The following is a 22,578-nucleotide window of genomic DNA, read 5'->3' as shown; positions in this document are numbered from 1 at the left end:
GACTTCCTGTTCTGAGCGATCGGCAGCCCCTGTGGCTTGCTCCGCCGCGGGCAGGGCGGTATCACCGCCGGACCCTGATGCCCCCTGCGCCGCGGCGCAGGCCAACCGGAGAGCTCTCTGCCCGTGCTGTCATCGCTGCTGCAAAAGCTCAGGCTGCAAAAATCCGGCCCGGAGGCCTCCGGTATGCCTGCCGGTTTTGCGGCGCCGGCGCCTGGCGAACCGCTCTGCGTGATCGGCGATGTGCATGGCTGCCTGGACCTGCTGGAACGGATGCTGGCGCAGGTGCCGCAGGGCCACCGGATCGTGCTGGCCGGCGATTACACCGGCCGGGGCGAGCAGAGCGCAGAGGTGCTGCGCTGTCTCAGCGCGCGCCCGGATCTGACCTGCCTGAAGGGCAATCACGAGGACATGCTCCTGCGCTTCCTGCGCGATCCCGGACGCGAGGGCGGCCGCTGGATCAGGAACGGCGGGCTGCAGACCCTGGCCTCCTTTGGTGTGCCGGGGGTGCGGCCGCAGATGCGCGCAGAGGAACTGCGCGCGTGCCGGGACCATCTGCAGGAGCGGATGGGGGCGGCGCTGATCAACTGGCTGGCCGGGCTGGAGGCCTCGCTGCTGTCGGGCAATGTGCTGGCGGCGCATGCCGGCGCGGACCCGCAGATTGCCCCGGACCGGCAGGCGGAGGAGGTGCTGATGTGGGGCCATCCGGCGTTCCTGGGCACCCCGCGCCGCGACGGGGTCTGGGTGGTGCATGGCCATACCATCGTGGACCATCCCGCTGCCGTGCAGGGCCGGATTGCCGTCGACACCGGCGCCTATGCCAGCGGGGTTTTGTCGGCGGCCTGCCTGGGCGGCGGGGCGGTGCGGTTCCTGCAGGCCGGGCGCTGACGCAGACCGGTGCAGCCCGGACACGGGGCGGTGGCAAAGCCGCATCCGGCGGGGGCTGGAAGTTGCGCGTATTTTTGGAAAATGTTAACGGCTTTTGCAGGGGTGTGAACGCGAACCGGTTGAGGCCGAGCAATGAAAACTTTTCTGACTGCAGCAGCCGCTGCACTTGCGGCGCACTGCCTGACCCTGACGGCTGCTTTTGCCATGGGCAACGGCAATGGATACGGCATTGGCAACGGCAATGGCGGCAACAATGGAAACGCCGGCGGCAATGGCTGGAACAACGGCGTTGGCAACCCGCACGGGGTGCCAGAAATTGATGCAAGCACCGGCCTGCTGGCACTGGCGGCCGTGAGCGCCGCCCTGGTCCTGGCCTGGGAAGTGAACCGCCGCCGCCGCGCCTGACGCGCGCGGATTTCCGAGGCGGGGTTTCGCGCCGGAGCGCAGGCCCGGACAGAGCGCGGCGCAGATGGCAGCGAAGCTCCAGACAGACAGGCCATGGCCATGGAAAACACGATGAGTCCCAAGCCCCCCGCCAAGGCGCCGCGGCGCCGCAAACCGCTGGTGGCGGCCCGTATCGAGGCCGAGGACTACAACGACAATCCGCAGATTTCCTCTCTGGTATTCATTTGTGGATTGCACCGCAGCGGCACCACCCTGCTGGAGCGGATGCTGACGGCGCAGTTCGAGCTGTCGTATCTGCGTGCCACGGTGCCTGAAAGCGAAGGCCAGCATATGCAGAATGTGTTTGCCTCCGCCCGGGGGTTCGGCGGCCCGGGGGCCTTTGCCTTCAGCCGCCGGATGCGGGAGGAGCTGCAGCAGCTGACGGATTACGCGGGCTGCCGGGAGCGGATCCTGCAGGACTGGAGCCGCTTTGTCGTCGGCAGCGCGCCGGTGCTGCTGGAGAAATCGCCGCCGCATCTGACAAAGATCTGGTGGCTGCGCCGGGTGTTTCCGGGCTGCCGCTTCATCATCGTCACCCGGGACCCGCGGGCGGTCGCGGCGGCGACGCAGAAATGGAGCAAGACCTCGCTGCCGGAGCTGATGATGCATTGGAACGCGGCCTATTCCCAGGCCGATGCGGATTTCTCCGAAGCGGATTGCATCATCAGCCGCTACGAGGACTTCGTGGAGCAGCCGGGTGCGGAGATGCAGCGGCTGGGGGCGTTCCTGCAGGTGCCCGCGCGCCGCGGCGCCGTTGCGATGGAAGAGCGGTTCGCAGAGCTGGAGAACTCGAACCCCAAGTATATCGAAGCGCATGAGGGCACGGTCTATGGCCGCGGGGTCTGGGACAGGTTCGGCTATTGCGTATAGGCGGCAGTTTTTCTGGCATTGAGCAATGCGCTGTCTGGAGGGAAATGCCTATTCAGTTGGGGCATGCGGTCTAGAAATTCCTTTGCCTATGCCCGCCGCACAGAGCATCACATCTCCGGTGGCAGCCCAGCCTGACTGGGCCGACAACGCTGACAAATCGATACTTAAGGTCGGTCTGCCACGGTCTCTTTTCCATCTCACGCAAATACTCTGGTTGTAGGGCGTCTGCCGCGGGCTACGACAGGAAGCTGATTGAAATCCAGAACCATCTGAAGTGGAATAGTATATAGGAATTTACGTTTCTGCGTGAGTTCCCAGAGCTCTCTTGTGCGAGAACGTCTGATCCTCTTGTGGCGCTGGCGGCGTGTACTCAGCCGTCACCGGTCTGTGCCGTCTCCTGCGGCTCCAGCAGAAATTTGCGAAAATCTAGAAATCCCCCCCTCCCGGAGGAGGTAAGGCATTGGTTTTGCTGAAGTGTTGAGGGTAGCTCTCGCTTGCGAGAATGAGAGTGCATTTAACCGTTTGTTTTCAAATGTTTTTTTGCGTGGACTCGGCGTTGCAAGACCTGTAGGCACCGCTTTCTGAAAGGAGCTGCCCGTGACTAGAAAAAACAGTTCGACTGAGCCGCAACAGCATCGATCCAGCAGCATCGAACCGGACTGGGAGCGGTTTTCGGAAACGCTGACCCAGCGTTTGTGCGATGCCGAGGGCTGCAGCAGAGAACCTTCTCATGCAGACAGGGCTGGTGGGCTGCAAACATCTGCCGCGCCCAATTGCGAAAGGGCTAGCGAAGACTGGAGCGCACAGCCGGACAGTGACCCGAACGCAGCGGAGTTCCGTAATGAAGATTGTGTTCCGCGGGAAAGGGCTCAGCGTGTTGCTGAAAAGTACATCCACCCCGCGGCGCACCTTTTCTCCATTCGTCTGGCGGCGGCATTCGGCTCTGAAACGGCTTTCAAAAACCAGGTTCTGGCACCAAACGCCATCACCGTTCTTGCTGGTATCCATCCCTCTGAACTGAACCGGGCCAAGCGTCAAATTGAACAGCTTCTGCTTCCTGCAGAATGGGTTGCGCATTCTCGCGCACCGCTGCATCCGCCCGGTCCTGTACTCCAGATTTGCCAGCCGGAATTGCGGGCATCTGGCAGCATAACCAGCTCCAGCCTGACGGCTTTTGAAGACATCATTCGGGACGCCCTTGCATTTCCGCATCCTTTATTGGTCCTCCTGCCGGACGGGGTGCAGCTTTCCTCCCCTCTCCGCAGACTGCTTCCTGTTGCCATACGGCTGAGGCCCTTTGGCCGGCAGATCCTGCAGATACTCCTGGCGCAGCGTTACTGCCCGGCGGGCGGGTTTGACCACCAAGCTATCGGGCCTTTGCTGCCAACAGATGAAACTCTTGCAACTCTGGAGTTTCCATTTCTGCTTGTGGCGTTGCGTCAGCCGAGCGCGCGCGATGCCGCGCTCAAGCTGACTGAGCTGACCAAACCAGCTGCCCGCCCCGCCCGCCATATGATGTCCTTAGAGGAAATCGGTGGCCAGTCTCCGGCACATCAGGCGGCGGCGGCCATTGTCTCTGACCTTAAGGCCTGGCAGGACGGCACAGTGCAATGGTTGGAAATTACACGCTCATTGCTGTTCTCGGGCGAGCCCGGCGTAGGCAAAACAGTGCTTGCCAATGCCATTGCGAAATCTGCTTGCGTGCCACTGCTGGAGGCAAGCTTCGGCCGGTGGCAATCTGAGGGCCACCTGGGCGACATGCTGGGTGCGATGTGCAAGTCGTTCTCCGAAGCGGTTTCAGCGCGTCCCTGCGTTTTCTTCATCGATGAGCTTGATGCTGCCGGTGCGCGCGACAGCCGCGATCAGAATAACAGCAACTACCGCCGGCAGGTCATCAACGCCTTCCTGAAAGAGATAGACCAGCTTCATCAGCACGAGGGCGTCATCCTTCTTGGGGCCTGCAATTCCCCGGGCACGCTTGATCCGGCTATCCTTCGGCCTGGGCGTTTTGATGCCCATCACGAGCTGCCTCGCCCGCTGATCAGTCAGATCAGCCATATGCTGCGCCAGGAATTTTCAAGCGAAGAAGGCGTACAGGCTTTGGCAAAGCTGTTTGCAGGACAGACACCCGCCGGGATTGACGCCCAAATCCGCGCCGCGAAATCGAAGGCCCGCAAGGATGGAAAACCGTTTAATGCTGCCTCCCTTGCTGCGCAGCTTGGGTCCACCCGGCTGGTGCGCAGCGGTTTGGAGCGGCGCATTGCCATTCATGAGTGCGGCCATGCCGTCGCCGCAACATTGCTTGGCGCGGGCCCGGTGGAACGTATTGCCGTCGCAGCAGACGGCGGAATGACAACGCGGAAGTCTGCGATAATAGAGGGAACAGCCGGTGAATTTGAAAATGAGCTAAGCATTCACATGGCGGGCCGGGCCGCCGAACGACTTATCCTCGGCAGCATCAGTGCTGGCAGCGGGGGCAGCCGGGACAGCGATCTCGCACTTGCCACCTGCCTGCAGCTGTATCTGGACCGGCAGACCGGCCTTGGCATCCATGGTCCTATTTGGCTGGGGGAGCCTGACCTTTTACGCCTGTCTCCGGAGGATCGCGACTCAGTGAGCGCGAGGCTCAGCCAATTCGAAGACCGCGCCAGGATGCTTTTGGAGCCGCATCGAGAACTGATCGAACACCTGTCCGGATTGCTGGCCGAGGCACGGGAGCTCGGCGCAGAAGACCTTTGCCCCTGGCTGGGCCCGCTCACTGGATCTTGAAAGACGATGTATGCCAAACCCTTGCGCCTGCACAGCAGTCAATTTCCTCTGAACAGCAGCCCGCGCAGTGTTCTCCCTGCCAGCCAGCTGGCTGAGATCCGCTTTTTCGCCGAAACCCTGGAAATGACTGAACTCGCACTCTGCTCTCTGGGGCGAAGCTGCATTTCACGAGCGGTATCTGGAATTTATGTGTTTCTGCGGGCAGGAGGCGCGCGCCCGCGCCTTTACTTGGGTATGTCCGAAGCTGATCTTTTTGAACGCATCTGCAAGCAGAAGTATTTACGGCGGTGGGCCGTGTTTATTCTGGTGTTCGAGATGCCCGGCCTTCACCGCAATACGCTGGAAATCCTGGAAAGACGCCTCCTTCACCTTGGCCGGATGTGGTTCCCGGAGGCAATATGGGACAATATCTTAGGCCTCTCACCCTTTGCGCAAAGTCTTTCTTCAGCCTGGAACACCTGTCCGGACCTAGACAGCCTGGCACAGATGATCATCGAACAAGTAAGGAGAAAGGTGCCTCACGCGAGCAAGGGGGTCTATAGACCATGCCTCCCGCCGACCCACAGCCTTGGGTCGCCTTGCCATGAAGTCCACGGACTGGCTCACCGAAAGGGCAGATGGACGTATCTTCTGCCTGGCTCCCGTGTGTCTTCCCTGTATCCTAATTTTGCGGCTATCGAGCGGGACCGGATAGCATTTGCCATTCTCAGCAAGTTCTATTGGGAAGGGATGATCGCTTGGCGTAAAGGAACCAGGAAGCGCCCGGCCGGCATGGCGGTTGTGGAAACGATCCTGTTCAGATCAGGCGGTGAAGCTGAGAAATTTCTCTTCGCCGGAGGCACAGTTGCTGAGAAATTGCACCGCGTGATGGAAAGATAAACCGGTCCCTTTTCCGACCGGATACTTTGGCCTGACCAAGTATGCCTGCCATTCCTGCGTGAGCGGGACGCCCAGGCGCAGGGCAACCGTCTTGCTAAAGATGATGGCACACCGAAAAACTTGATTGTGCCTGTGGACAGCAGAATACCGCTTAGGTAGATTGTGCGGCGACACGGTGCTTAACTGCACCTCGGGCCCCGACGTATGAAAGAGCGGGTAGCCTTAAAGGTCATCGAAAAATGAGTATAAGCGGATCGAATTAGCCTCTTAGCAAATTCAAGGGTCCGGGCTTTGGGTCTCAGTCCTGAGTGGCCCTGCGAACTCAGCCTAGATGGCCTTTTCTGTCTGCTTTCAAGCCCAATTCAAGGCAGCATGGCACAAGCATCAGCTGGGTTTCGTACTCGAAACCAATCTATGCGGATGTCAAATGAGCTACGCTACCGTTTCCCAGATCGCGCGCCGCTGGCAGGTCGATCGCGCCACTGCGCGTGCTGCCTTGCAAGCTGCATCTATCACGCCGTCAGGCTTTCATGCTTCCCCCCGCTATTCTTGGGCAGAGGTTTTGCGAAAAATCGAAAAGCTGCCGACGGAGACCCTTACCGTAATCGATCCGGATGACCGCCTTCAGAGCGCCGGTGAACTGGCAGACCGTCTTGGTGTGACACCACAGACGGTTCGAAATTACGGCCGGATCGGAATTTTGCACAGCGTGAGGATCTCTCCCCGCACGATCCGGTACAGCTCCTTTCTTCTGCGAAAATCTGAAAGTGAGGAAAAAACCGGAGACCTCCGCCAAAAGTGAGGATCCCGCAAAAAGTGAGGCATACACTACATTAAGATGTTTTTCGAAATGTACTGTAGTGATCACCTCACTTTATTAATTTCATATAATATTCATTGACTTGATAAGTCGTGATAGAACAGGATGAATTCCATGGCATCTATGGCTGACGTGGCCCGCTGGGTCAAAACCGGCGCGTCCTTTTCCGAGAGCTTCAAGAAGAAGGTCTTGGGCTCCATCAACCGTGTTTCCAGGGTCCCGTATTACGGCGGCGCGCCTTTGGAACAGATCCCGGCTGACCCCGATGCGTTTGATGCCATCTGGGGGCGCGGCGCTATTCGCCAGCTGCCGTCCGGTTTCAAGAGCAAGGGGTCGTTCTCGACGTGGCGCTCCCAGACGCGCTCCGCGCTGTTGGCATTTGCCGGGGAGCCCTCCAGCGTATTGCCGGAACAGCAAGCCGACGCGTGGTCCCAGCTCCTGCTGGATCTCCAGCCGGCACATGCGGACGAACGGAAACTGATCGCCGTGAAGGTCTTGGCCGGCATCGCGCGCCAGGACGGGATCAGCCCTGCTGACATCACCCGTGAATGGGTGCAGGTGCAGGTGGACAACGCCACCACTTCCGGACGCTACCGGTCGATCCAGTCCGCCATGAAGCTGATCAAAGCGCACGAGGGTGCGGTGACGGTACCGCTGTCCTCCGCGTTCAGCGGCGCAGCGGTTCATAAATCCCGCGCCCAGTGCGTTCGCGCCGAACTGCCCGCGCTGCTGGCATCGGAGGTGGATGACTGGTGCCGCAACCGTCTGAAGGGAGAGCCCAAGGGCCACCGGCGCAAACGCCGGAGCGCCTGTTCTCCCTCGCGCGTGCAGCAGGCCGTTCGGGGTATGACCTATGTCTATACGGCCATGCTGACTGCTGGGCTAATCGACCCTGACAGGGATGTTTCGCTAGAGGACCTTTCGGACCCGGAACTGTTGGAAGAGGTGATCGAGCGCGAGCTGAACGGCGAGTTCTCTTGGAGAAAGCTGCAGCCAACCACCTTGTTCGAGTATGTGAACAACTGGAAGCTTTTCGTTCGCGGTTGCGGTTATGACGCTGAGGTTCTGACGGAGGTCATTGGTGACTTCGCCGAGTTCGAAAACGTCAAGGCCATGTCCAGCACCAGGCGCCAATGGTGCGAGGAATTTCTGCACAGCCGACAGAAGACGACTGCTTTTCTTGCATTGCCGAACACGCTGTTCCAGGCGGCCCAAAGGCAGATGCAGGAATATGAAACCGGCTCTCAATACCACAAGAACGCGGCCATCGCGCTGTCGATCGCGGCTTGTGCGGCGGCGATCTGGACCTCCCTGCCTTTGCGCATCTCGACGCTCCTGCGGCTGAGCTACGGGGATCAGGATGCTGATGTCCAGCTCCATGACGCCAAGCGTGGCCTTGTCATCACGACGCCCCCGGACATCGTGAAGAACGGCTACTCCCACCACTATATCACCCTCACCCGGAAGCAGGGAGGAGATCCCTGCGCGATCGTCGCCTGGTTTGTTTCAGAGGTCCGGCCCCGCCTGCTGGAAGCGCATGTCGGGGCCTCCCGCCGGATCCCCCGTTTGCTCTTTGGCGGGGTGTCCTATGCCCGCCTCAACACGATCTGGCAAAATGCTACTTTGGATGCCGGCGTGCCGATGACGCCGCACCAGGTTCGCCATGCTCTTGCAACCCTGCTCGCCAACCAGCCCGGCGCCGACTATGCGATCATCGCGGCGCTTCTCGGTGACACTGAAGCGACCGTCAGGAAGAACTACGTTTTCGTTGATCAGGCCCGGAAACACGAGGAAGGGCAAAAGCTGCTGGCGCAGCTGCAGGGCAATGTGCTGCGGCGGGGGAAAGCATGACCCATCGGCGCCGCACACTTCCTTTCGCCGAATTCCCGCGCCCTTTTCAGCTGGCGCTCCGGCGCATGGAGACGCCGCGCCGTGGCCGCAGGCGCTATTCGGCCAGCAGCCTTGCCGTGACGAGGAATGCGGCAGGGCAATATCTTGCCGTGGTGCAGCGTAAAGGGCTCGATCTCAGGCTCTCCCGCGAAGGGCTTTGCCTCTTTATCGAAGATCTGGATGCCCGGCCGCTCAAGAACACCACCCGCCTGACCTATGTCACCGGCATTCAGGCGATGGCGAAAGAGCTCAGGTACCCCGCCCTTGAACGGCGCCTCATCCTCGAAGACTGCGGGATCTACCGCGAAGACATGCAGCGAGAAGTGCCGGGAAAGGTACGGCAGCTTGCGGCGAAGCCGATCACCCTGCGGGATGTCGCGTTGGCGGCCGTCAAATGGCGCCGCATTGCCTATGAAACTCAATCTGTAAACAGGCGGCGGACCTACTTTCAGCGATCTGGCGTTCTGGCGTTGCTGTCAATGTTGCAAATGCGAATCAGCGACGTAAGCTGCCTTGTCGTTGGACGGCACGTCATCCGGGATGAATACGGTTGGTCGCTCCAGGTGGCGTCCGGCAAGACCGGCTACCGCCATCATGGCAAGCTCCACGATCATCTGACGCCCTATCTGGATGATCTCCTCATGTTCGGGGACAGCGATGCTGTTATGGCCAGCTATCTGGCACGCAGAGGCACCCCCCTGTTTTCGACAGAAACAAATGAGATTCTGTCTTCCCGGACGCTTGCATACGGCTTCAAGACCGCCACCGGCCATACTCCTCACATCGTTCGCACCCTTGTCCATGATGCCATGGCGCAACACGGCACTCATGGTGCAGAGCTGGCGCGTGTCCTGTGCGGGCAAACGAGCGCCCAGACCGCCAAGCACTACGAAGTGCATGCGGGCAGATATAGGGCGCAGAAGGCGCAGGAGCTTATCGCGGATATGCAGGCAGTGGCATTGAAAGGGGCCGACCGCGAGCACTAGCGGCGCAGTGCATGTTTTTTGGTCATAGGTAAGGCGCGCCTGGGGGCGGTCCAGCGCTGCAGATTATGGGTGGCTGTGGCATATATTAACCACGTCGCAGAAGTATGAAAAACGCTACTTAAATTTGTTGCAACTTGAGTGTATTGAACAGCTGCCCATCCCGTCTGACGGGTGGGTGTTGGTTTAGACGTTTAAAATTTACAGGTGTTTGACGATGCAGGATTTTGTAGTGGCAGCTTATGCCATCGAAGGCTCCGCCGACCGCCAGGCCCTAGATCAGGCCTCTGCGGGGTTTTATCCCAGCTTTGGCAAACGCGCTTTCGACATCGGCTTTGCCTTGCTGCTGCTGCCGGTTCTGGTGCCGGTCATCCTGGTCCTGTGGGCGATCGTGCGCTGCGACGGCAGCGCAGGCTTCTTTGGCCATACCCGGGTCGGCAGGGGCGGCAAGCCGTTCAAATGCTGGAAGCTGCGCAGCATGGTGGCGGATGCCGAATCCCGGCTGCAGGCGTATCTGGATGCCAATCCCGCCGCCGCTGCGGAATGGGCGCGTGACCACAAACTGACGAATGATCCGCGCATCAGCCGGCTGGGCCGCATCCTGCGCAAGACCAGCCTCGATGAGCTGCCGCAGCTCTGGAATGTGCTGAAGGGCGAGATGAGCTTTGTCGGCCCGCGCCCCATCGTCACTCAGGAACTGGAGAAATACGGCCGCAGTGTCCCGGCCTATCTGGCCCAGAAACCCGGCATCACCGGGCTGTGGCAGGTCTCCGGGCGCAATGAAATCAGCTATGACGAACGGGTGGTGCTGGATGTGGCCTATCTGGCCCGGCGCAGTTTCCGCACCGATCTGAAAATCATTGCCAGAACCGGTCTGGCGGTGCTTGGCACCACCGGCCGCTGAACCGCGGGGCCATGCCGCGGCCTTTCTTCCCGGCGCAGCTGCGTGTATGCGGGGGCTGAGGCGCGCCGCTGGCTCGCGCCTGTCATCACGGTATTCGGGTATTCATGAAACAATCGCCTTTGAACGAAGCTTCCTTTCCCGTGCAGCGCCCGGCGCCGCCGGGCACGCCGGACGACGATCTCCTCGATCTTGCCGCCCTGCTTGCCACCCTGTGGCGAGGTAAATGGATCATAGCTCTGGCCACGATGGCGGCCATCTTGATCGGCGGGGTCTATGCCTTTGTGGCTGCGGTGCCACTTTATACCTCCACTGCCGTGGTGATGCTGGAGACCAAGCAGGAAAGCGTGGTGGGTTTGCAAAGCGTCGTCAGCGGCTTGTCGGGTGACTATGCCGAGGTCAATTCCGAGCTGGAAGTGCTGCGGTCCCGGGGGCTGATGGGCAAGGTTGTCGATAAACTTGCTCTTGTGGAGGATCAGGAGTTCAACGGCACTTTGGTGGAGCCGTCCGGCCTGGGGGCCCTGGTCTGGACAGTGAAATCGGGAGTCAAATCGCTGTTGGGCCTGCAGCGTCCGGCTACGGAGGTGCCGCAGGAGCTTGTCGAACAGCTGATCCGGGACGGGGTGGTTTCCACCCTTTTGAGCAAGGTTTCGGTGCGTAATGTTCCCAATACTCTGGTGTTTCGGGTCACTGCGGAAACCGAATCCGCCCGCAAATCGGCGTTGATCGCTGATACTATCGTCGATCTCTATATCCTCAACCAGATTGAAGTGAAATTCGACGCCACCGAACAGGCGACAACCTGGCTGACCGCCCGGGTGGCGGAGCTGAAGGCGGAGCTGGAAACTGCCGAGGCCAAGGTCAATGAATTCGATGCTGGCACCACGCTGATCTCGCCGGAAGCGCTGCAGGCGCAGGAGGTACAGTTGAAGGACCTGCGCGAACGCATTTTCCTTGCCAAGGCTGCCGTGGACACCGCACAGGCGCGCTATGACGGGCTGCGCGGCGCAGAGACCCGCAAGGCGCAGGCGGAAGTCAGCCAGGACCGGCAATTGGAGCGCCTAATGGCGCAGGTCGGCAGTGACGCGGGAGATGCCGCGTTTGACACCGCCTTCCAACGCCTGCTGGCCCGCGCCGCGCTTGAAGCCCGCCGTGCAGGCCAGCAAGCTCAGGCGCTGGTGCAGTCGGAGGCCGAGCTGTCCGGCCAACTGGCCCGGCAGAGCGAGGATCTGATCACCCTGCAGCAGCTCAGCCGCGAAGCGGAAGCGGTGCGGCTGCTTTATGAGTATTTCCTGACCCGCCTCAAGGAGACCTCAGCCCAGGAGGGCATCCAGAAGGCAGACAGCCGCCTGCTGTCGCGAGCGGTGGTGCCGACCGGCGCTTCGGCTCCGAATAAGTCCCTGGTTATTGCGATGAGCGGAATTCTGGGGGTGCTTCTGGGGGTGAGCGCTATTTTAGTGCTGGAGGCGCGGCGCAACGGCTACCGCTCCGCTGGGGAACTGGAGCGCAAGACCGGCTATAGCGTGCTGGGGCAGATCCCGGTATTCCCGGCCAGCGAACGCCGCAAGGTGCTGGAGTATCTCGCCGAGAAACCCTCTTCCGCCACGGCGGAGGCGGTGCGCAACCTGCGCACCTCGCTGATGCTGTCCAATGTGGACCAGCCGCCGCAGGTGGTGGTGATGACCTCCTCGCTGCCCGGAGAAGGCAAGACCACCAATGCGCTGGCGCTGGCACAGAATTTTGTTGGCATCGGCAAGAAGGTGCTGCTGGTTGAAGGCGACATCCGGCGCCGGACCCTGACCGCGCAGCTGAAGGATGTGCCGCCGCAGGGCATTGTTTCGGTGCTGGCAGGCGATCTCCCGGCGGCACAGGCGATTTTCCAAGACCCGCTCCTGGGCTGTGATGTGCTGGCGGGGGAAAAGACCTCAGCCAATGCTGCTGACCTCTTTGCCTCGGAGCGGTTCAGGGATTTCCTGGCGGAGATGCGGCAGAGCTATGACGTGATCCTGATCGACACACCGCCGGTGCTGATCGTGTCTGACGCCCGGCTGATTGCGCGCAATGCGGATGCGGTGCTCTTGGCGGTGAAATGGGATGACACCGCGGAGCAGGATGTGGCGGAAACCCTGCGGCTGTTCCACACCGACAACCAGCGCCTGACCGGGATGGTGCTGGGCCAGATCAACACCCGCCGGATGAAGCAGTACGGTTACAGCTACGGTGACTACGGCTCGAAATACTACGTCAGCTGAGGCAGCACATCCGGGCCGGTACCCTGCAGAAACGGCGCGCCCCGGTGGGGACGCGCCGTTTTTTTGTTCCCAGCCGGGGCGCTGGCCCGGGCCGGATCAGTTGGTGCTGACGGTGCTGGTGGTGGAGGGGGTAGAGCTTCCGCCAGCAGCTGCTGCCAGCCCAGCCGCCGCGGCTGCGGCTCCTAGTGCCGGGGCAATCAGCGGTACAAAGCCGGTCACGCCTTCCGCTTCCGCCGCGGCGGCGGCATCACCGGCCTCTGCCAGTGCCACCAAGCATTCATCGCTGTTTGCGTTCTGGCTGTTTTCGCAATCGTCCTGCCCGGTTGCGGGGGCGGCTGTCTGGGCGCAGACGCCGGTTGCGGACAGGGCCAGCGCCAAGAGGGTGATCCTGATCATCGTTAATCTCCTAAACCTATTCGCGGCCAGCATATCATGCCGGTTGTGCCCTGAGAATGCTGCACTGCTGCAAAAGCTCCGTGAGCCTGCATTTTTCTGCTGGGCGCGCCCGAAAAACCCCGCCTGGCTCGCTATCCGTGCTGCTGGCGCCTGTACGGTGCCGGCAAGGGTTGCAGCAGGGTCCCGAACGCGCGAAGAGGCAGGCAGATTCGCCACAGAAGAGAGACAATTCGCGCCTTTTCACCCGGCGGCGGGACAGCCCGCCGGAAACCGGCTATGGGAGGGCGGGCAGAAGTGATTTTTAAAGCGTTATGAGACATCGGATACCCCAGGGACGGCATGTGCTTTCGGCAGCGCTGATGCTGGCGGCCCCTGCGCAGCTGGCAGCCCAGACCACCTCGAATTACGGCACGCCGGGGCTGATCGAGACGCCCACCGCTGAGATGTATCCCGATGGCACCCTAGCCTTTACCAGCGGCGTGCTGGACCGAACGCTGCGGGCCACCATGACTTTTCAGATGCTGCCCTGGGTGCATGGCAGCTTCCGCTATGCGGTAATCGAGGATTTTGACCGCGGTGGCGCCCTGAACCGTTACGACCGCAGTTTTGATCTCCACTTCCTGCTGCGAGAGGAGAGCCGCAGGTCCCCGGCCCTGGCTCTGGGCCTGCGCGACTTTGGCGGCACCGGGATTTATGCTTCGGAATATCTGGTCGCCACCAAGACCTTCCGGGAGCGGCTGAAGCTCTCCGGCGGCATTGGCTGGGGCCGGATGGCGGGGCGGGGCAGTTTCTCTAACCCGCTTGGGGTGCTGTCGGATCGATTTAAGACCCGCGAAGCTTCTGGAGCCGGCGGCATTGCAACCACCGGCCAGCTGGATTTCGGCAACTGGTTCCGCGGTGATGCGGCGCTGTTCGGCGGCGCCAGCTGGCGGTACAGTGACCGCCTGACCCTGCTCGCAGAATATTCGCCGGATCTGTACGCGCGAGAAAAGGCCAGCATCGGATTCGAGGTCAATTCGCCACTCAATTTCGGCGCCCAGTACCGGTTCAAGAACGGCGCGCAGCTGACTGCCTCCTATATGTACGGCACCACCTTGGGGCTCAACTACAGTTATTTCATCGACCCGCGCCAGAGCGTGGCACCGGGCGGGCAGGGGGCTGCACCGCCGCCCCTGCTGCCCGTTGACCAGGTGGCGCTGGCCAGCTGGAACCTGCCGGAAGAGCCCACCGCGTCCGCCCGCCGCCAGCAGGTGCTGGCACGCACTCTCGAACAGGAAGGGCTGCGGCTGGTCTATCTTGAGGAGGCAGGGGACAGCCTGCGCATCGGGGTGGAAAACAGCCGCTACGGCCAGTCCGCCCAGGCCATCGGCCGCACCGCCCGGGTGCTGGCCAACACCCAGCCGGCGCAGGTGCAGGGCTTTGACATTGCGTTGATGGCAGGCGGGGTGCCGCTCAGCTCCGTGCGGATTGCCCGCAATGATCTTTATGAGCTGGAGCATGACCCGGACGGGTCATGGCGGAGCTTTGCCCGGGCCGAGGTCTCCGACAGCATTTCCCTGATCAAGGGCGGCTTCACCGAGGCGGCCTATCCGCATTTCAGCTACCGCTTCGGCCCCTATCTGCAGGCGTCCTTCTTCGATCCAGATGCGCCGTTGCGCTATGAGATCGGCGCCCAGCTGGGGCTGGATTACACGGCTGCCCCGGGGCTGACCCTGTCAGCCGGGCTGCGCCAGCCCGCGGCCGGCAACCTGGACGACAGCCAGCGCCAGTCCAACTCGGTGATCCAGCGGGTGCGCTCTGACTGGGGGCTTTATGCGCAGCAGTCCGATCTGCGCATCGAGCATCTGACCGCGGAATATATCTGGCGGCCCGGCGAAAACCTCTATGCCCGCGCCACGCTGGGCTATCTGGAAAGCATGTATGGCGGCCTGTCGGGAGAGATCCTGTGGTTCCCGGCAAACAGCCGCCTGGCCCTGGGGGCGGAGCTGAACTATGTGCGCCAGCGCGATTTCGACGTGCTGTTCGGTTTCCAGGATTACTCAACTGCCACCGGCCATGTCTCCGCTTACTACGATCTGCCCGGGGAGTATCACGCCCAGGTGGACGCAGGCCGTTACCTGGCCGGCGATTACGGCGCCACGCTCACGCTGGACCGGGAATTTGCCAATGGCTTCAAGGTCGGCGCCTTTTTCACCCTGACCACGGTGAGCTTCGATGACTTCGGCGAGGGCTCCTTTGACAAGGGGATCCGGCTGGAGATCCCAGTGTCCTGGCTGACCGGCCGCCCGTCACGCGACCGGCTGGCCCAGGTGATCCGCCCGGTGCTGCGCGATGGCGGCGCCCGGCTCAACGTACGCAACCGGCTGTATGGCGTGACCCGCGAGGCGCGCGCGCAGCAGCTGGTCAAGGGCTGGGGGAGGTTCATGCGATGAAACGCCTGTGGCCCGTGCTGTCAGTCCTGCTGCTGTTCTCTTGCGGCGAGGCAAAAGACGACCTCGACCTGCTGCGCGGCGCGCTGCAGCCCGATGCGCCCCGGTTCCACCCGCGTGCCTCGGCGCTGGCTTCTGTCCGACCGATCCCGTCGCGGCTGGAGGTGGGTTTCCCGAGCCGCGACCTGAGCGGTGTCATGCTCTTGGAAACCGAGCGCGCGGGCGTGCAGACCTGGCTCACCGCCGATGGCGCCACCATCACGCTCCAGCAGGGGTTCCTGACCTCGGCCAAGGGATTTGGCTCCGGGCTGGCGGGGTCGGATGTGCGCCAGAGCGCGGATCTGGTGCTGGCGGCGCGGGATGGTACCGCTGAGCGGTTCCACAGCTTTCTCAACGGCAACGACCAGATCGAGCTGCACGCCTACAAATGCCAGGTGGCAAGCCTGGGCGGCGAGGATATCTTCCTGCGCGGCGAACCGGTTTCCACCCGGAAGATCGAAGAGCGCTGCCACGGGCTGGCGGAAGGCTTCATAAATACCTATTGGGTCCGGCAGGGGATGGTTGTGCAATCCTCGCAGTGGACCGGCAGCTTCCTTGGCAACCTTTTCATGAAACGGGTGCTGGATGAGAATTGAAGTTAAGTTGATTGGAGGACGCATCGTGCGCCGCATTTCCCTTGCCCTCAGCGCCCTGGCCCTGGCCGGACTGGCTTCCGGCTGCTCCACCATCTACCGCAGCCCCTCGGTGAAGGCAGGGGTGACAGATTCGGGCAAGGTGCGGGTGGTGGCGATGACGCCGGAAACCGTGCTGGTTGCCAACCGCGCCGCCTATGACCCCAAAACCCTGCCGACAGTGTTCCAGATATCCGCAGGCTCCGGCGCCGGCGCCAGCCCGCGCGGGCTGGGCCGGCTGCCCGATGCGCCCTCCACCCAGGACGGCAGCCGACAGGCGCTGCGGCTGGACCCGCCGCCCAGCATCGACCCCGGCCCCTATACGATCGGCACCGGCGACGTGCTGATGCTCTCCACCCCCTCGACCCAAGGCACGGTGGCAGAGCTGTCGGGGCTGCTGGCGGCGCAGAACAGCCGCAACGGCTACACGGTGCAGGATGACGGCTCGATCAATATCCCCGACGTGGGCCGGGTGCGCATTGCTGGCCTCACCGTGGACGAGGCCGAGGCGCTCTTGTTCCAGCGTCTGGTGGAAAGCCAGATCGACCCGACCTTCAGCTTGGAGGTCTCCGAATTCAACTCCCGCCGGGTTTCGATCGGCGGCGCCGTCGGCCAGCCGGGCGTCTACCCGATCACCTTGACACCGCTCACCTTGGGCGAGGCGCTGGCCGCCGCAGGCTCGGTCTCGGTGGGGGATATCGACACCAGCTCAGTGCGGATCTACCGCGATGGTGCCATGTACCAGATCCCGCTGGAGGATCTCTATGCCCGCTCCGAGCTGCAGCGCTTGAACCTCTTGGCGGATGACTCGGTGTTTGTGGACAGCGATTACGACCTGAGCCGCGCCGAGCGCTATTTCGCTCAGCAGATCCAGCTGCAGCAGACCACGCTGGCAGGCCGCAAGGCGGCCATCGACGAGCTGACCGCCGCCCTCACCCTGCGCCGCGCTGACCTCAATGAGCGGCGCGAGAACTTCGCCCAGGCGCTGGAGCTGGACGCGGTGGAACGGGATTATGTCTACCTCAGCGGCGAGGTCCGCACCCAGGGCCGCTACACGCTGCCGTTTGAGCGCAAGGCGACGCTGGCGGATGCGCTGTTCGACACCGGCGGCGGCATCGCCAAGGAGACCGGCGACGCCTCCGAGGTCTATGTGTTGCGCGCCTCCGACGATGTGCGCGAGTTCGGCGCGGTAACGGCCTGGCACCTGGACATCCGCAACGCCGCGCATCTGCCGCTGGCCGCCCGCTTCGAGCTGCGCCCGGATGACATCGTGTTCGTGGCCGAGAACCCAGTAACTCGCTGGGGCCGCACGATTGATCAGATCACGCCGTCGCTGATTAACGGATCGATTGGTGCGGTGGCCGATTAAGGACCGGCTATGAAGCCGGCCTAGGTGCCGCTTAAGACGCCTGGGCTTTTTGGGAATTTTCGAGTTAAGGGCGGTTTCTATAATGGCCGACAGACATTGCTTCTTCCATTCGGCACCGGAGACTGCTGCATGAGAAAACCGCGCGCAGTCATTTTGACAGGCCATTTTCCGGTTCAGAAGCGGCAGGGAAACATTCTATGGTTGAGCGACAACCTGCGGGCAAACGGCTGGCATGTCAGCATGATCACGGTTGGCTACAGCTGGGTGTCCAAGCTGCGCGGCGACCGCCGTTTTGAGCAGTTGGAGGGCGGCGCCCCGGTTGCGGGGGAAACGAGGCATGACGATAGTCTCACCTCATTTTTTGCCTTCTCGCCGCTGCATCCCTTCAGCGTCCGGAAGCCGCTTTTGGACGCGCTTCTGCACCCGCTGCATCAGAGTTTCCCGTGGTACTGGTCCGGCAAGCTGCCTCGCTATCTCGATGGAGCGGACCTTGTGGTTCTGGAAAGCGGTCCACCGGTGATGCTGGCACCGCAAGTGCGGCGCGCAGCACCTGACGCGGCTTTCGTGTACCGGGTGAGTGACGATATCCATGTGCATGGTGTGCCACGGTTTCTGGCCCGCGCGGAGATGGCTCATGCGCCTCTGTTTGACCGCATCAGCGTCGCCAGCCGGTTTCTGGCCCGACGCTTTGCGCATCTGGACAGCTTGCGCATTGATCCTATGGGGGTCGCCAAAAGCTTTCTGGACGGCGATCTGCCCGACCCGTTTGCAGCTGACCGGTCCGGCAGATACCAAGCGGTCTGCGCCGGAACCACGCAATTTGATGCGGACAGCATAAACATGATGGCGGCGCTGCGCCCGGATTGGACCTTCCATGTGCTTGGAAGGCTGAAGACTGTGCTGCCGGATGCTCCGCCCAACCTGATCCTGCACGGGGAGGTTCCATTCAGCACCGCTGCAGCCTATGTCAAGTACGCCGATGCCGGCCTGGCGCCCTATCTGGACAAGCCCGGCGCCGAATACCAAACAGAGCAGTCAAACCGAATGCTAATGTACCGCTATTTCGGTTTGCCTATGATCGGCCCGCACCGCATCTGCGATCCGGAGGTGCCGCGCTTAGTAGGCTATGCTCCCGGGTCCCGCGACAGTATGGCCGCCGCTCTGGGCCAGCTTGGCGGGATGCGGCGCGGCCCCTCCGATCCGGCCGTGCAGGACTGGTCTGTTCTGTATGAGCGTATCGTCTCGACGCCAAAGCCCGCCTGACGCCGTGCGGGGGCTGTGCAGTGGCAACTGCAAACGTAGGAGCAAGGTTTAGTACATGGCTCATTTCACGCTCCGCCTCATCTCGCCCGCGCCTCTGGTGGCCTGGATCTGGGCGGTTACCTTCATGGTCGGGATGCTGCCGGTGGCCTTTCCCGACAGCATGGAACTGGCACTATACTTCATCCGCCGTCAAAATACTGTTTCCGGAAATATCGCCGACGCTATCACTCCGCTTGGCTTGCTCTGGCTCCTGCTCATGATGATGGTTTTCATTATGGGCAGCACGCTGGCCGCACGTTCCCTGCCGCGCGCGCCCAAGGCCTTGGATCTGCGTAGAGACCTGGACCATGCGGCCCGGGTCACCTTCACCATTAACTTGGCAATCGTCGCCATTGTTCTGCTTTGGGTTCTGCTGACAGCGCGGCAGATGGGGGGCTTCCAGGCGCTGATCCTCATGGTGCAGCTCGATGTTCTGGAGGCCCGCGAGCAGCTTTTGGGCAACAAGTTGTTCTCAGGGATGCGGCTGCTTTACGGCGCCTTGCCTTGCACTGGAACCTTAGCTGCGGCGCTGATGGCCGCCAATTCCAAAAACGGCGGAATGTCGGGAAAGGCCAGAAGGCTCTGCCTGTTCACCTTGCTGCTGGACTTGGCCTTGCTGATGGTCCTGCCGATCGTGATGTCGCAGCGCTTGCTGCTGGTTCTGCTGATCATAGGAGCCTATATCTCGACCTGCATGGTACATCGGCGGCTGGTCGGCCTGCAGTATTTACCGATTGGGATTGGCCTGTTCCTCGCAACTTGGACGCTGCGCGAGTCGCTTTCCAACGCCACTATTAACGCAAGCGCCATCACCATTGGCCTGCAGAAACTGGTTTTCTACTTCACCAACGACCTGATGAACTCCTTCTTGCCGCTGAACCAAGGACCGGGTTCCGAGCATGCCTACGGATTCTTTTCCTTCCGCTTCCTGATATTTTTCACGCAGACTGAGGGGTTTTTTCAAACCCTGCTGGCCGAAAAGCTGCAGCAGATCAACATGGTACGAGGCGGCGGCACTTGGTCGATTTTCACAATGCCCTATGTGGATTTTGGAGCGATAGGCGCAGCCATTTATGTTGCCGCTCTGGGGGCGCTCAGCCGCTATGTATACCACAGAGGGATGGAAAGTTTGTTCTGGGCGGCCGCTTACAGTCATTTCGCCGCTGCTTTTGTCCTATCCACTCATACGAACTATTTTGCCCATGCTAATTTTACCGCCATACTTATTTTCACTTGGGTCATCGCTCATCAGACAAAGCGAAAGGCAACGCGGTAGCCTCGCGCGCCGGTTTACATCTGCAAGGTTCAGGTAATGCCTTGGCTGTTTCAATACACGGGCCACCACACGGGGCTTCAAGCTCATGAGATTTGCGCAGCGGCCGAAACATGTCTAGTGCATAACTTAATTTCATTCTCAGCTCGTCAGGGATGTCATGCATATTGTTCACATCTTAACCCGCCTGCTCCGCGCAGGCTCTGAGGAAAATACAATTTCAACCTGTCTTTGGCAGATCCGCAATGGGCACCAAGTCACAATTGTTCACGGCCCCCGACCTGACCCTTATTGGCAAAAAAAATACGGCAACTGTATTGAGTTTATCGAAATGCCGGAGTTGCTGCATCCGATCCGGCCTCTGCGGGATTTGCGCGCCGTGCGGCAGATGAAGGCGCTGCTGTGCCGCCTGCAGCCGGATGTTATCCACACCCATCAGAGCAAGGCCGGCATTATCGGCCGCTTGGCCACCTCAGCCACCCCCAACGCGCTGGTTGTGCATGGCATCCACATCATACCGTTCGACGGAGTGGGTCTTTTCAAGCGCGCAATTTATATTGCCAGCGAGAAGATGGCTGCGCGGCGCACGGATCTGTTCATTGCCGTCTCTCGAAGCGTGGGCCAGGCCTACGTGGAGGCAGGGATCTGTAACAGTGTCGAAGCCGTCTACTCGGGCATGGATCTGTCACCGTTCAGATGTCCGGACCTGCCGCAGGACTGGCCACAGCTACTCGGCACCGCACCGGATGCGCAGAGCCGCCCACCGGTGGTGCTGATGCTGGCCGCCTTCGAGCCGCGAAAGCGGCATCAGGAATTCCTGCGCGCCTTTGCCGAGGTGTGCTCGGAAATCCCGGGAACCAGGTTGCTCCTTGCCGGAAAGGGTCCGCATGAGGCCGCGGTGCGCGCCACGGCTGCGGAGCTGGGGATAAAAGAGCATGTGGTTTTCTGCGGGTTCCGCAGCGACCCCCAGGCGCTGGCCGCTCTGGCCGACCTCTGTATCCTGACCTCGAAACGCGAGGGGCTGCCACGGGTGGTTGTACAGTACATAGCGGCTGGCCGCCCGGTGATTGTTGCCGATCTGCCAGGGATCGGGGAAATTGTGAAGGACGGTGTCAACGGTCTGATCTCCGACCCCGAGGACATTTCGGACACCGCGGCCAAGATGCGCGATCTGCTTCTGCATCGGGCAGCCCTGCAGCGGCTGGCGCAAGGCGCCCGCGAAACTGATGTCTCGGACTGGGACTTGGACCGGTTGGGCGCCCGCACGACTGCGTTGTATGAGCAGGCGATCGCGGCAAAGGGCGTGACAGCGCCTGTAGCGGAGGCCGCCAGATGAGCCGCCGCAGCCTGCACGTGAACGGCCGCTTCCTGGCGCAGCCCCCCTCGGGCGTGCAGCGCTATGCCCGCGAGCTGCTGGGGGCGCTGGATCGGAAGCTGGCGCAGACCCCTGAACTCGCCGCCCGGCTTGGGCCGGTTCCGGTGTGGTATCCGGCCGGGGAGAAGCTGGTTGCGGCGCCGGACTGGAAGGTTTTGAAGCCAGCGCCACTGGCGGGCGGGACCGGCCATGCTTGGGAGCAGATCACCCTGGGCTGCCGCACCCGCAAAGGCACGCTCATCAGTCTCTGCGGCTCCGGCCCGCTGCTGTGCCGAGATCAGATCCTGGTGATCCATGACGCCAATATCTGGACCTTCCCCGAAGCTTTCACCAAAAGCTACCGGCTCTTTCACAAGACCATGCGACCGCTGCTGGCCCGGCGGGTGCGGCAGCTCGCCACCGTCAGCCGCTTTTCGGCTGGCGAGCTGGGCCGATGCGTAGGGGTGCCAGCCGATCGGTTTGATGTCATCTACAACAGCGCCGAACATATGCTGACGGCGGCCGACGACGCGGAAACGCTGTCGCGCCACGGGCTGGAGGCGGGAGGGTATCTGTTTGCCGCCGGCAACCAGAGCCCCAACAAGAACATCGCCCGGCTGATCGATGCCCTCGCGCTGCTGGAGAACATATCTCTGCCTCTGGTGGTGGCGGGCGGATTCACCGCCGGTGTCTCGCAGGCGGATATCGCCGCCTCGTCGCGGATCCGGCTGCTGGGCAGGGTTTCAGACGCTGAACTGCAGAGCCTTTACAGCAACGCCAAGGCTTTCCTATGGCCTTCTCTCTATGAAGGGTTCGGCATTCCACCGCTGGAGGCGATGACGCTGGGCACCGCGGTTCTGTCCTCCAACAGCACCGCCATGCCCGAGGTTCTAGGTGATGCGGTGGCTTACTTCGACCCCGAAGACCCCGAGGATATCGCCCGCAGCCTGCGCAGTTTCCTAGCCCGCAGCCCCGCAGAACAGAGGGCTTTGGCTGAGGCCGGAAAGACGCAGGCCGAGCGGTACTCCTGGGCCGCCAGCGCCGACCGGCTGTTGGAGCATATCCTTTGATCCAATCTGTTTCCATCTGAC

General features: G+C 61.8%; 18 protein-coding genes. 17 read left to right on the top strand and 1 reads right to left on the bottom strand.

Annotation, left to right across the window (positions count from 1 at the left end; translation table 11 throughout):
- Positions 1-183 precede the first annotated feature (183 nt).
- From RA25_RS21100 to RA25_RS21060, 10 genes are all read left to right on the top strand, one after another.
- Positions 184-885 carry a metallophosphoesterase family protein gene (locus tag RA25_RS21100; RefSeq protein WP_052254335.1) on the top strand — a complete coding sequence of 234 codons (702 nt, stop codon included), beginning with the start codon at positions 184-186 and terminating at the stop codon, positions 883-885.
- A gap of 132 nt (positions 886-1,017) precedes the next feature.
- A complete protein-coding gene (locus RA25_RS21095; RefSeq protein ID WP_019294880.1) occupies positions 1,018-1,290 on the top strand; it encodes a VPEID-CTERM sorting domain-containing protein in 273 nt (90 codons plus the stop codon).
- Between the two features lie 111 nt (positions 1,291-1,401).
- Positions 1,402-2,199 carry a sulfotransferase family protein gene (locus tag RA25_RS21090; RefSeq protein ID WP_039174833.1) on the top strand — a complete coding sequence of 266 codons (798 nt, stop codon included), beginning with the start codon at positions 1,402-1,404 and terminating at the stop codon, positions 2,197-2,199.
- Between the two features lie 597 nt (positions 2,200-2,796).
- Positions 2,797-4,968: an AAA family ATPase gene (locus tag RA25_RS22870; protein ID WP_152610482.1), complete on the top strand. Its 2,172-nt coding sequence runs from the start codon at positions 2,797-2,799 to the stop codon at positions 4,966-4,968.
- A 6-nt stretch (positions 4,969-4,974) separates the two neighbouring features.
- A complete protein-coding gene (locus tag RA25_RS21080) occupies positions 4,975-5,847 on the top strand; it encodes a hypothetical protein (RefSeq protein ID WP_039174832.1) in 873 nt (290 codons plus the stop codon).
- Positions 5,848-6,274: 427 nt separating this feature from the next.
- Positions 6,275-6,649 carry a MerR family transcriptional regulator gene (locus RA25_RS22865; protein ID WP_152610483.1) on the top strand — a complete coding sequence of 125 codons (375 nt, stop codon included), beginning with the start codon at positions 6,275-6,277 and terminating at the stop codon, positions 6,647-6,649.
- Positions 6,650-6,781: 132 nt separating this feature from the next.
- On the top strand, positions 6,782-8,518 hold the full coding sequence (locus tag RA25_RS21075; RefSeq protein ID WP_152610484.1) for a site-specific integrase: 1,737 nt from the start codon (positions 6,782-6,784) through the stop codon (positions 8,516-8,518).
- Positions 8,515-9,543, top strand: a complete 1,029-nt coding sequence (locus RA25_RS21070; protein WP_039174830.1) for a hypothetical protein — start codon at positions 8,515-8,517, stop codon at positions 9,541-9,543. The genes RA25_RS21075 and RA25_RS21070 overlap by 4 nt, the downstream gene beginning before the upstream one ends.
- Positions 9,544-9,757: 214 nt before the next feature.
- Positions 9,758-10,444: a sugar transferase gene (locus tag RA25_RS21065; RefSeq protein ID WP_039174829.1), complete on the top strand. Its 687-nt coding sequence runs from the start codon at positions 9,758-9,760 to the stop codon at positions 10,442-10,444.
- Positions 10,445-10,548: 104 nt separating this feature from the next.
- Positions 10,549-12,693, top strand: a complete 2,145-nt coding sequence (locus tag RA25_RS21060; protein ID WP_039174828.1) for a GumC family protein — start codon at positions 10,549-10,551, stop codon at positions 12,691-12,693.
- A gap of 96 nt (positions 12,694-12,789) precedes the next feature.
- Here RA25_RS21060 and RA25_RS21055 read toward each other — a convergent pair whose 3' ends face one another.
- Positions 12,790-13,089, bottom strand: a complete 300-nt coding sequence (locus RA25_RS21055; protein WP_039174827.1) for a hypothetical protein — start codon at positions 13,087-13,089, stop codon at positions 12,790-12,792.
- A gap of 311 nt (positions 13,090-13,400) precedes the next feature.
- On the opposite strand from RA25_RS21055, the gene RA25_RS21050 reads away from it, so the two are divergent.
- The 7 genes from RA25_RS21050 (at position 13,401) to RA25_RS21020 (ending at position 22,557) form a co-directional block, all read left to right on the top strand.
- On the top strand, positions 13,401-15,521 hold the full coding sequence (locus RA25_RS21050; RefSeq protein ID WP_082023126.1) for a YjbH domain-containing protein: 2,121 nt from the start codon (positions 13,401-13,403) through the stop codon (positions 15,519-15,521).
- Positions 15,518-16,153 (top strand): YjbF family lipoprotein, encoded by a 636-nt coding sequence (locus tag RA25_RS21045; RefSeq protein WP_039174826.1) that lies wholly within the window; start codon positions 15,518-15,520, stop codon positions 16,151-16,153. The genes RA25_RS21050 and RA25_RS21045 overlap by 4 nt, the downstream gene beginning before the upstream one ends.
- Before the next feature lie 25 nt (positions 16,154-16,178).
- Entirely contained in the window at positions 16,179-17,558 is a 1,380-nt protein-coding gene (locus tag RA25_RS21040; RefSeq protein WP_193747997.1) for a polysaccharide biosynthesis/export family protein, read from the top strand.
- A gap of 129 nt (positions 17,559-17,687) precedes the next feature.
- Positions 17,688-18,821 carry a GumK N-terminal domain-containing glycosyltransferase gene (locus RA25_RS21035; RefSeq protein ID WP_039174825.1) on the top strand — a complete coding sequence of 378 codons (1,134 nt, stop codon included), beginning with the start codon at positions 17,688-17,690 and terminating at the stop codon, positions 18,819-18,821.
- 55 nt (positions 18,822-18,876) lie between these two features.
- The gene (locus RA25_RS21030; protein WP_039174824.1) at positions 18,877-20,136 is read left to right on the top strand and encodes an oligosaccharide repeat unit polymerase; all 1,260 of its coding nucleotides are present in this window, start codon (positions 18,877-18,879) and stop codon (positions 20,134-20,136) included.
- Between the two features lie 157 nt (positions 20,137-20,293).
- Complete coding sequence (locus RA25_RS21025; RefSeq protein WP_039174840.1) at positions 20,294-21,469, top strand: glycosyltransferase; 1,176 nt, start codon at positions 20,294-20,296, stop codon at positions 21,467-21,469.
- Complete coding sequence (locus RA25_RS21020) at positions 21,466-22,557, top strand: glycosyltransferase family 4 protein (protein WP_039174823.1); 1,092 nt, start codon at positions 21,466-21,468, stop codon at positions 22,555-22,557. Before RA25_RS21025 ends, RA25_RS21020 begins: the two co-directional genes overlap by 4 nt.
- The last annotated feature ends 21 nt before the right edge of the window (positions 22,558-22,578 follow it).

It is taken from the genome of Leisingera sp. ANG-S5 (assembly GCF_000813925.1).
In the GTDB taxonomy this organism is placed as follows: domain Bacteria; phylum Pseudomonadota; class Alphaproteobacteria; order Rhodobacterales; family Rhodobacteraceae; genus Leisingera.
This window is presented reverse-complemented; position numbering and strand designations above follow the sequence as displayed.

Excerpts from the sequence above, each read along its gene's own strand:
- RA25_RS21100 (WP_052254335.1), top strand. The coding sequence starts at position 184 with ATGCCTGCCGGTTTTGCGGCGCCGGCGCCTGGCGAACCGCTCTGCGTG.
- RA25_RS21095 (WP_019294880.1), top strand. The coding sequence starts at position 1,018 with ATGAAAACTTTTCTGACTGCAGCAGCCGCTGCACTTGCGGCGCACTGC.
- RA25_RS21090 (WP_039174833.1), top strand. The coding sequence starts at position 1,402 with ATGAGTCCCAAGCCCCCCGCCAAGGCGCCGCGGCGCCGCAAACCGCTG.
- RA25_RS21080 (WP_039174832.1), top strand. The coding sequence starts at position 4,975 with ATGTATGCCAAACCCTTGCGCCTGCACAGCAGTCAATTTCCTCTGAAC.
- RA25_RS22865 (WP_152610483.1), top strand. The coding sequence starts at position 6,275 with ATGAGCTACGCTACCGTTTCCCAGATCGCGCGCCGCTGGCAGGTCGAT.
- RA25_RS21075 (WP_152610484.1), top strand. The coding sequence starts at position 6,782 with ATGGCATCTATGGCTGACGTGGCCCGCTGGGTCAAAACCGGCGCGTCC.
- RA25_RS21070 (WP_039174830.1), top strand. The coding sequence starts at position 8,515 with ATGACCCATCGGCGCCGCACACTTCCTTTCGCCGAATTCCCGCGCCCT.
- RA25_RS21065 (WP_039174829.1), top strand. The coding sequence starts at position 9,758 with ATGCAGGATTTTGTAGTGGCAGCTTATGCCATCGAAGGCTCCGCCGAC.
- RA25_RS21060 (WP_039174828.1), top strand. The coding sequence starts at position 10,549 with ATGAAACAATCGCCTTTGAACGAAGCTTCCTTTCCCGTGCAGCGCCCG.
- RA25_RS21055 (WP_039174827.1), bottom strand. The coding sequence starts at position 13,089 with ATGATCAGGATCACCCTCTTGGCGCTGGCCCTGTCCGCAACCGGCGTC.
- RA25_RS21050 (WP_082023126.1), top strand. The coding sequence starts at position 13,401 with ATGAGACATCGGATACCCCAGGGACGGCATGTGCTTTCGGCAGCGCTG.
- RA25_RS21045 (WP_039174826.1), top strand. The coding sequence starts at position 15,518 with ATGAAACGCCTGTGGCCCGTGCTGTCAGTCCTGCTGCTGTTCTCTTGC.
- RA25_RS21035 (WP_039174825.1), top strand. The coding sequence starts at position 17,688 with ATGAGAAAACCGCGCGCAGTCATTTTGACAGGCCATTTTCCGGTTCAG.
- RA25_RS21030 (WP_039174824.1), top strand. The coding sequence starts at position 18,877 with ATGGCTCATTTCACGCTCCGCCTCATCTCGCCCGCGCCTCTGGTGGCC.
- RA25_RS21025 (WP_039174840.1), top strand. The coding sequence starts at position 20,294 with ATGCATATTGTTCACATCTTAACCCGCCTGCTCCGCGCAGGCTCTGAG.
- RA25_RS21020 (WP_039174823.1), top strand. The coding sequence starts at position 21,466 with ATGAGCCGCCGCAGCCTGCACGTGAACGGCCGCTTCCTGGCGCAGCCC.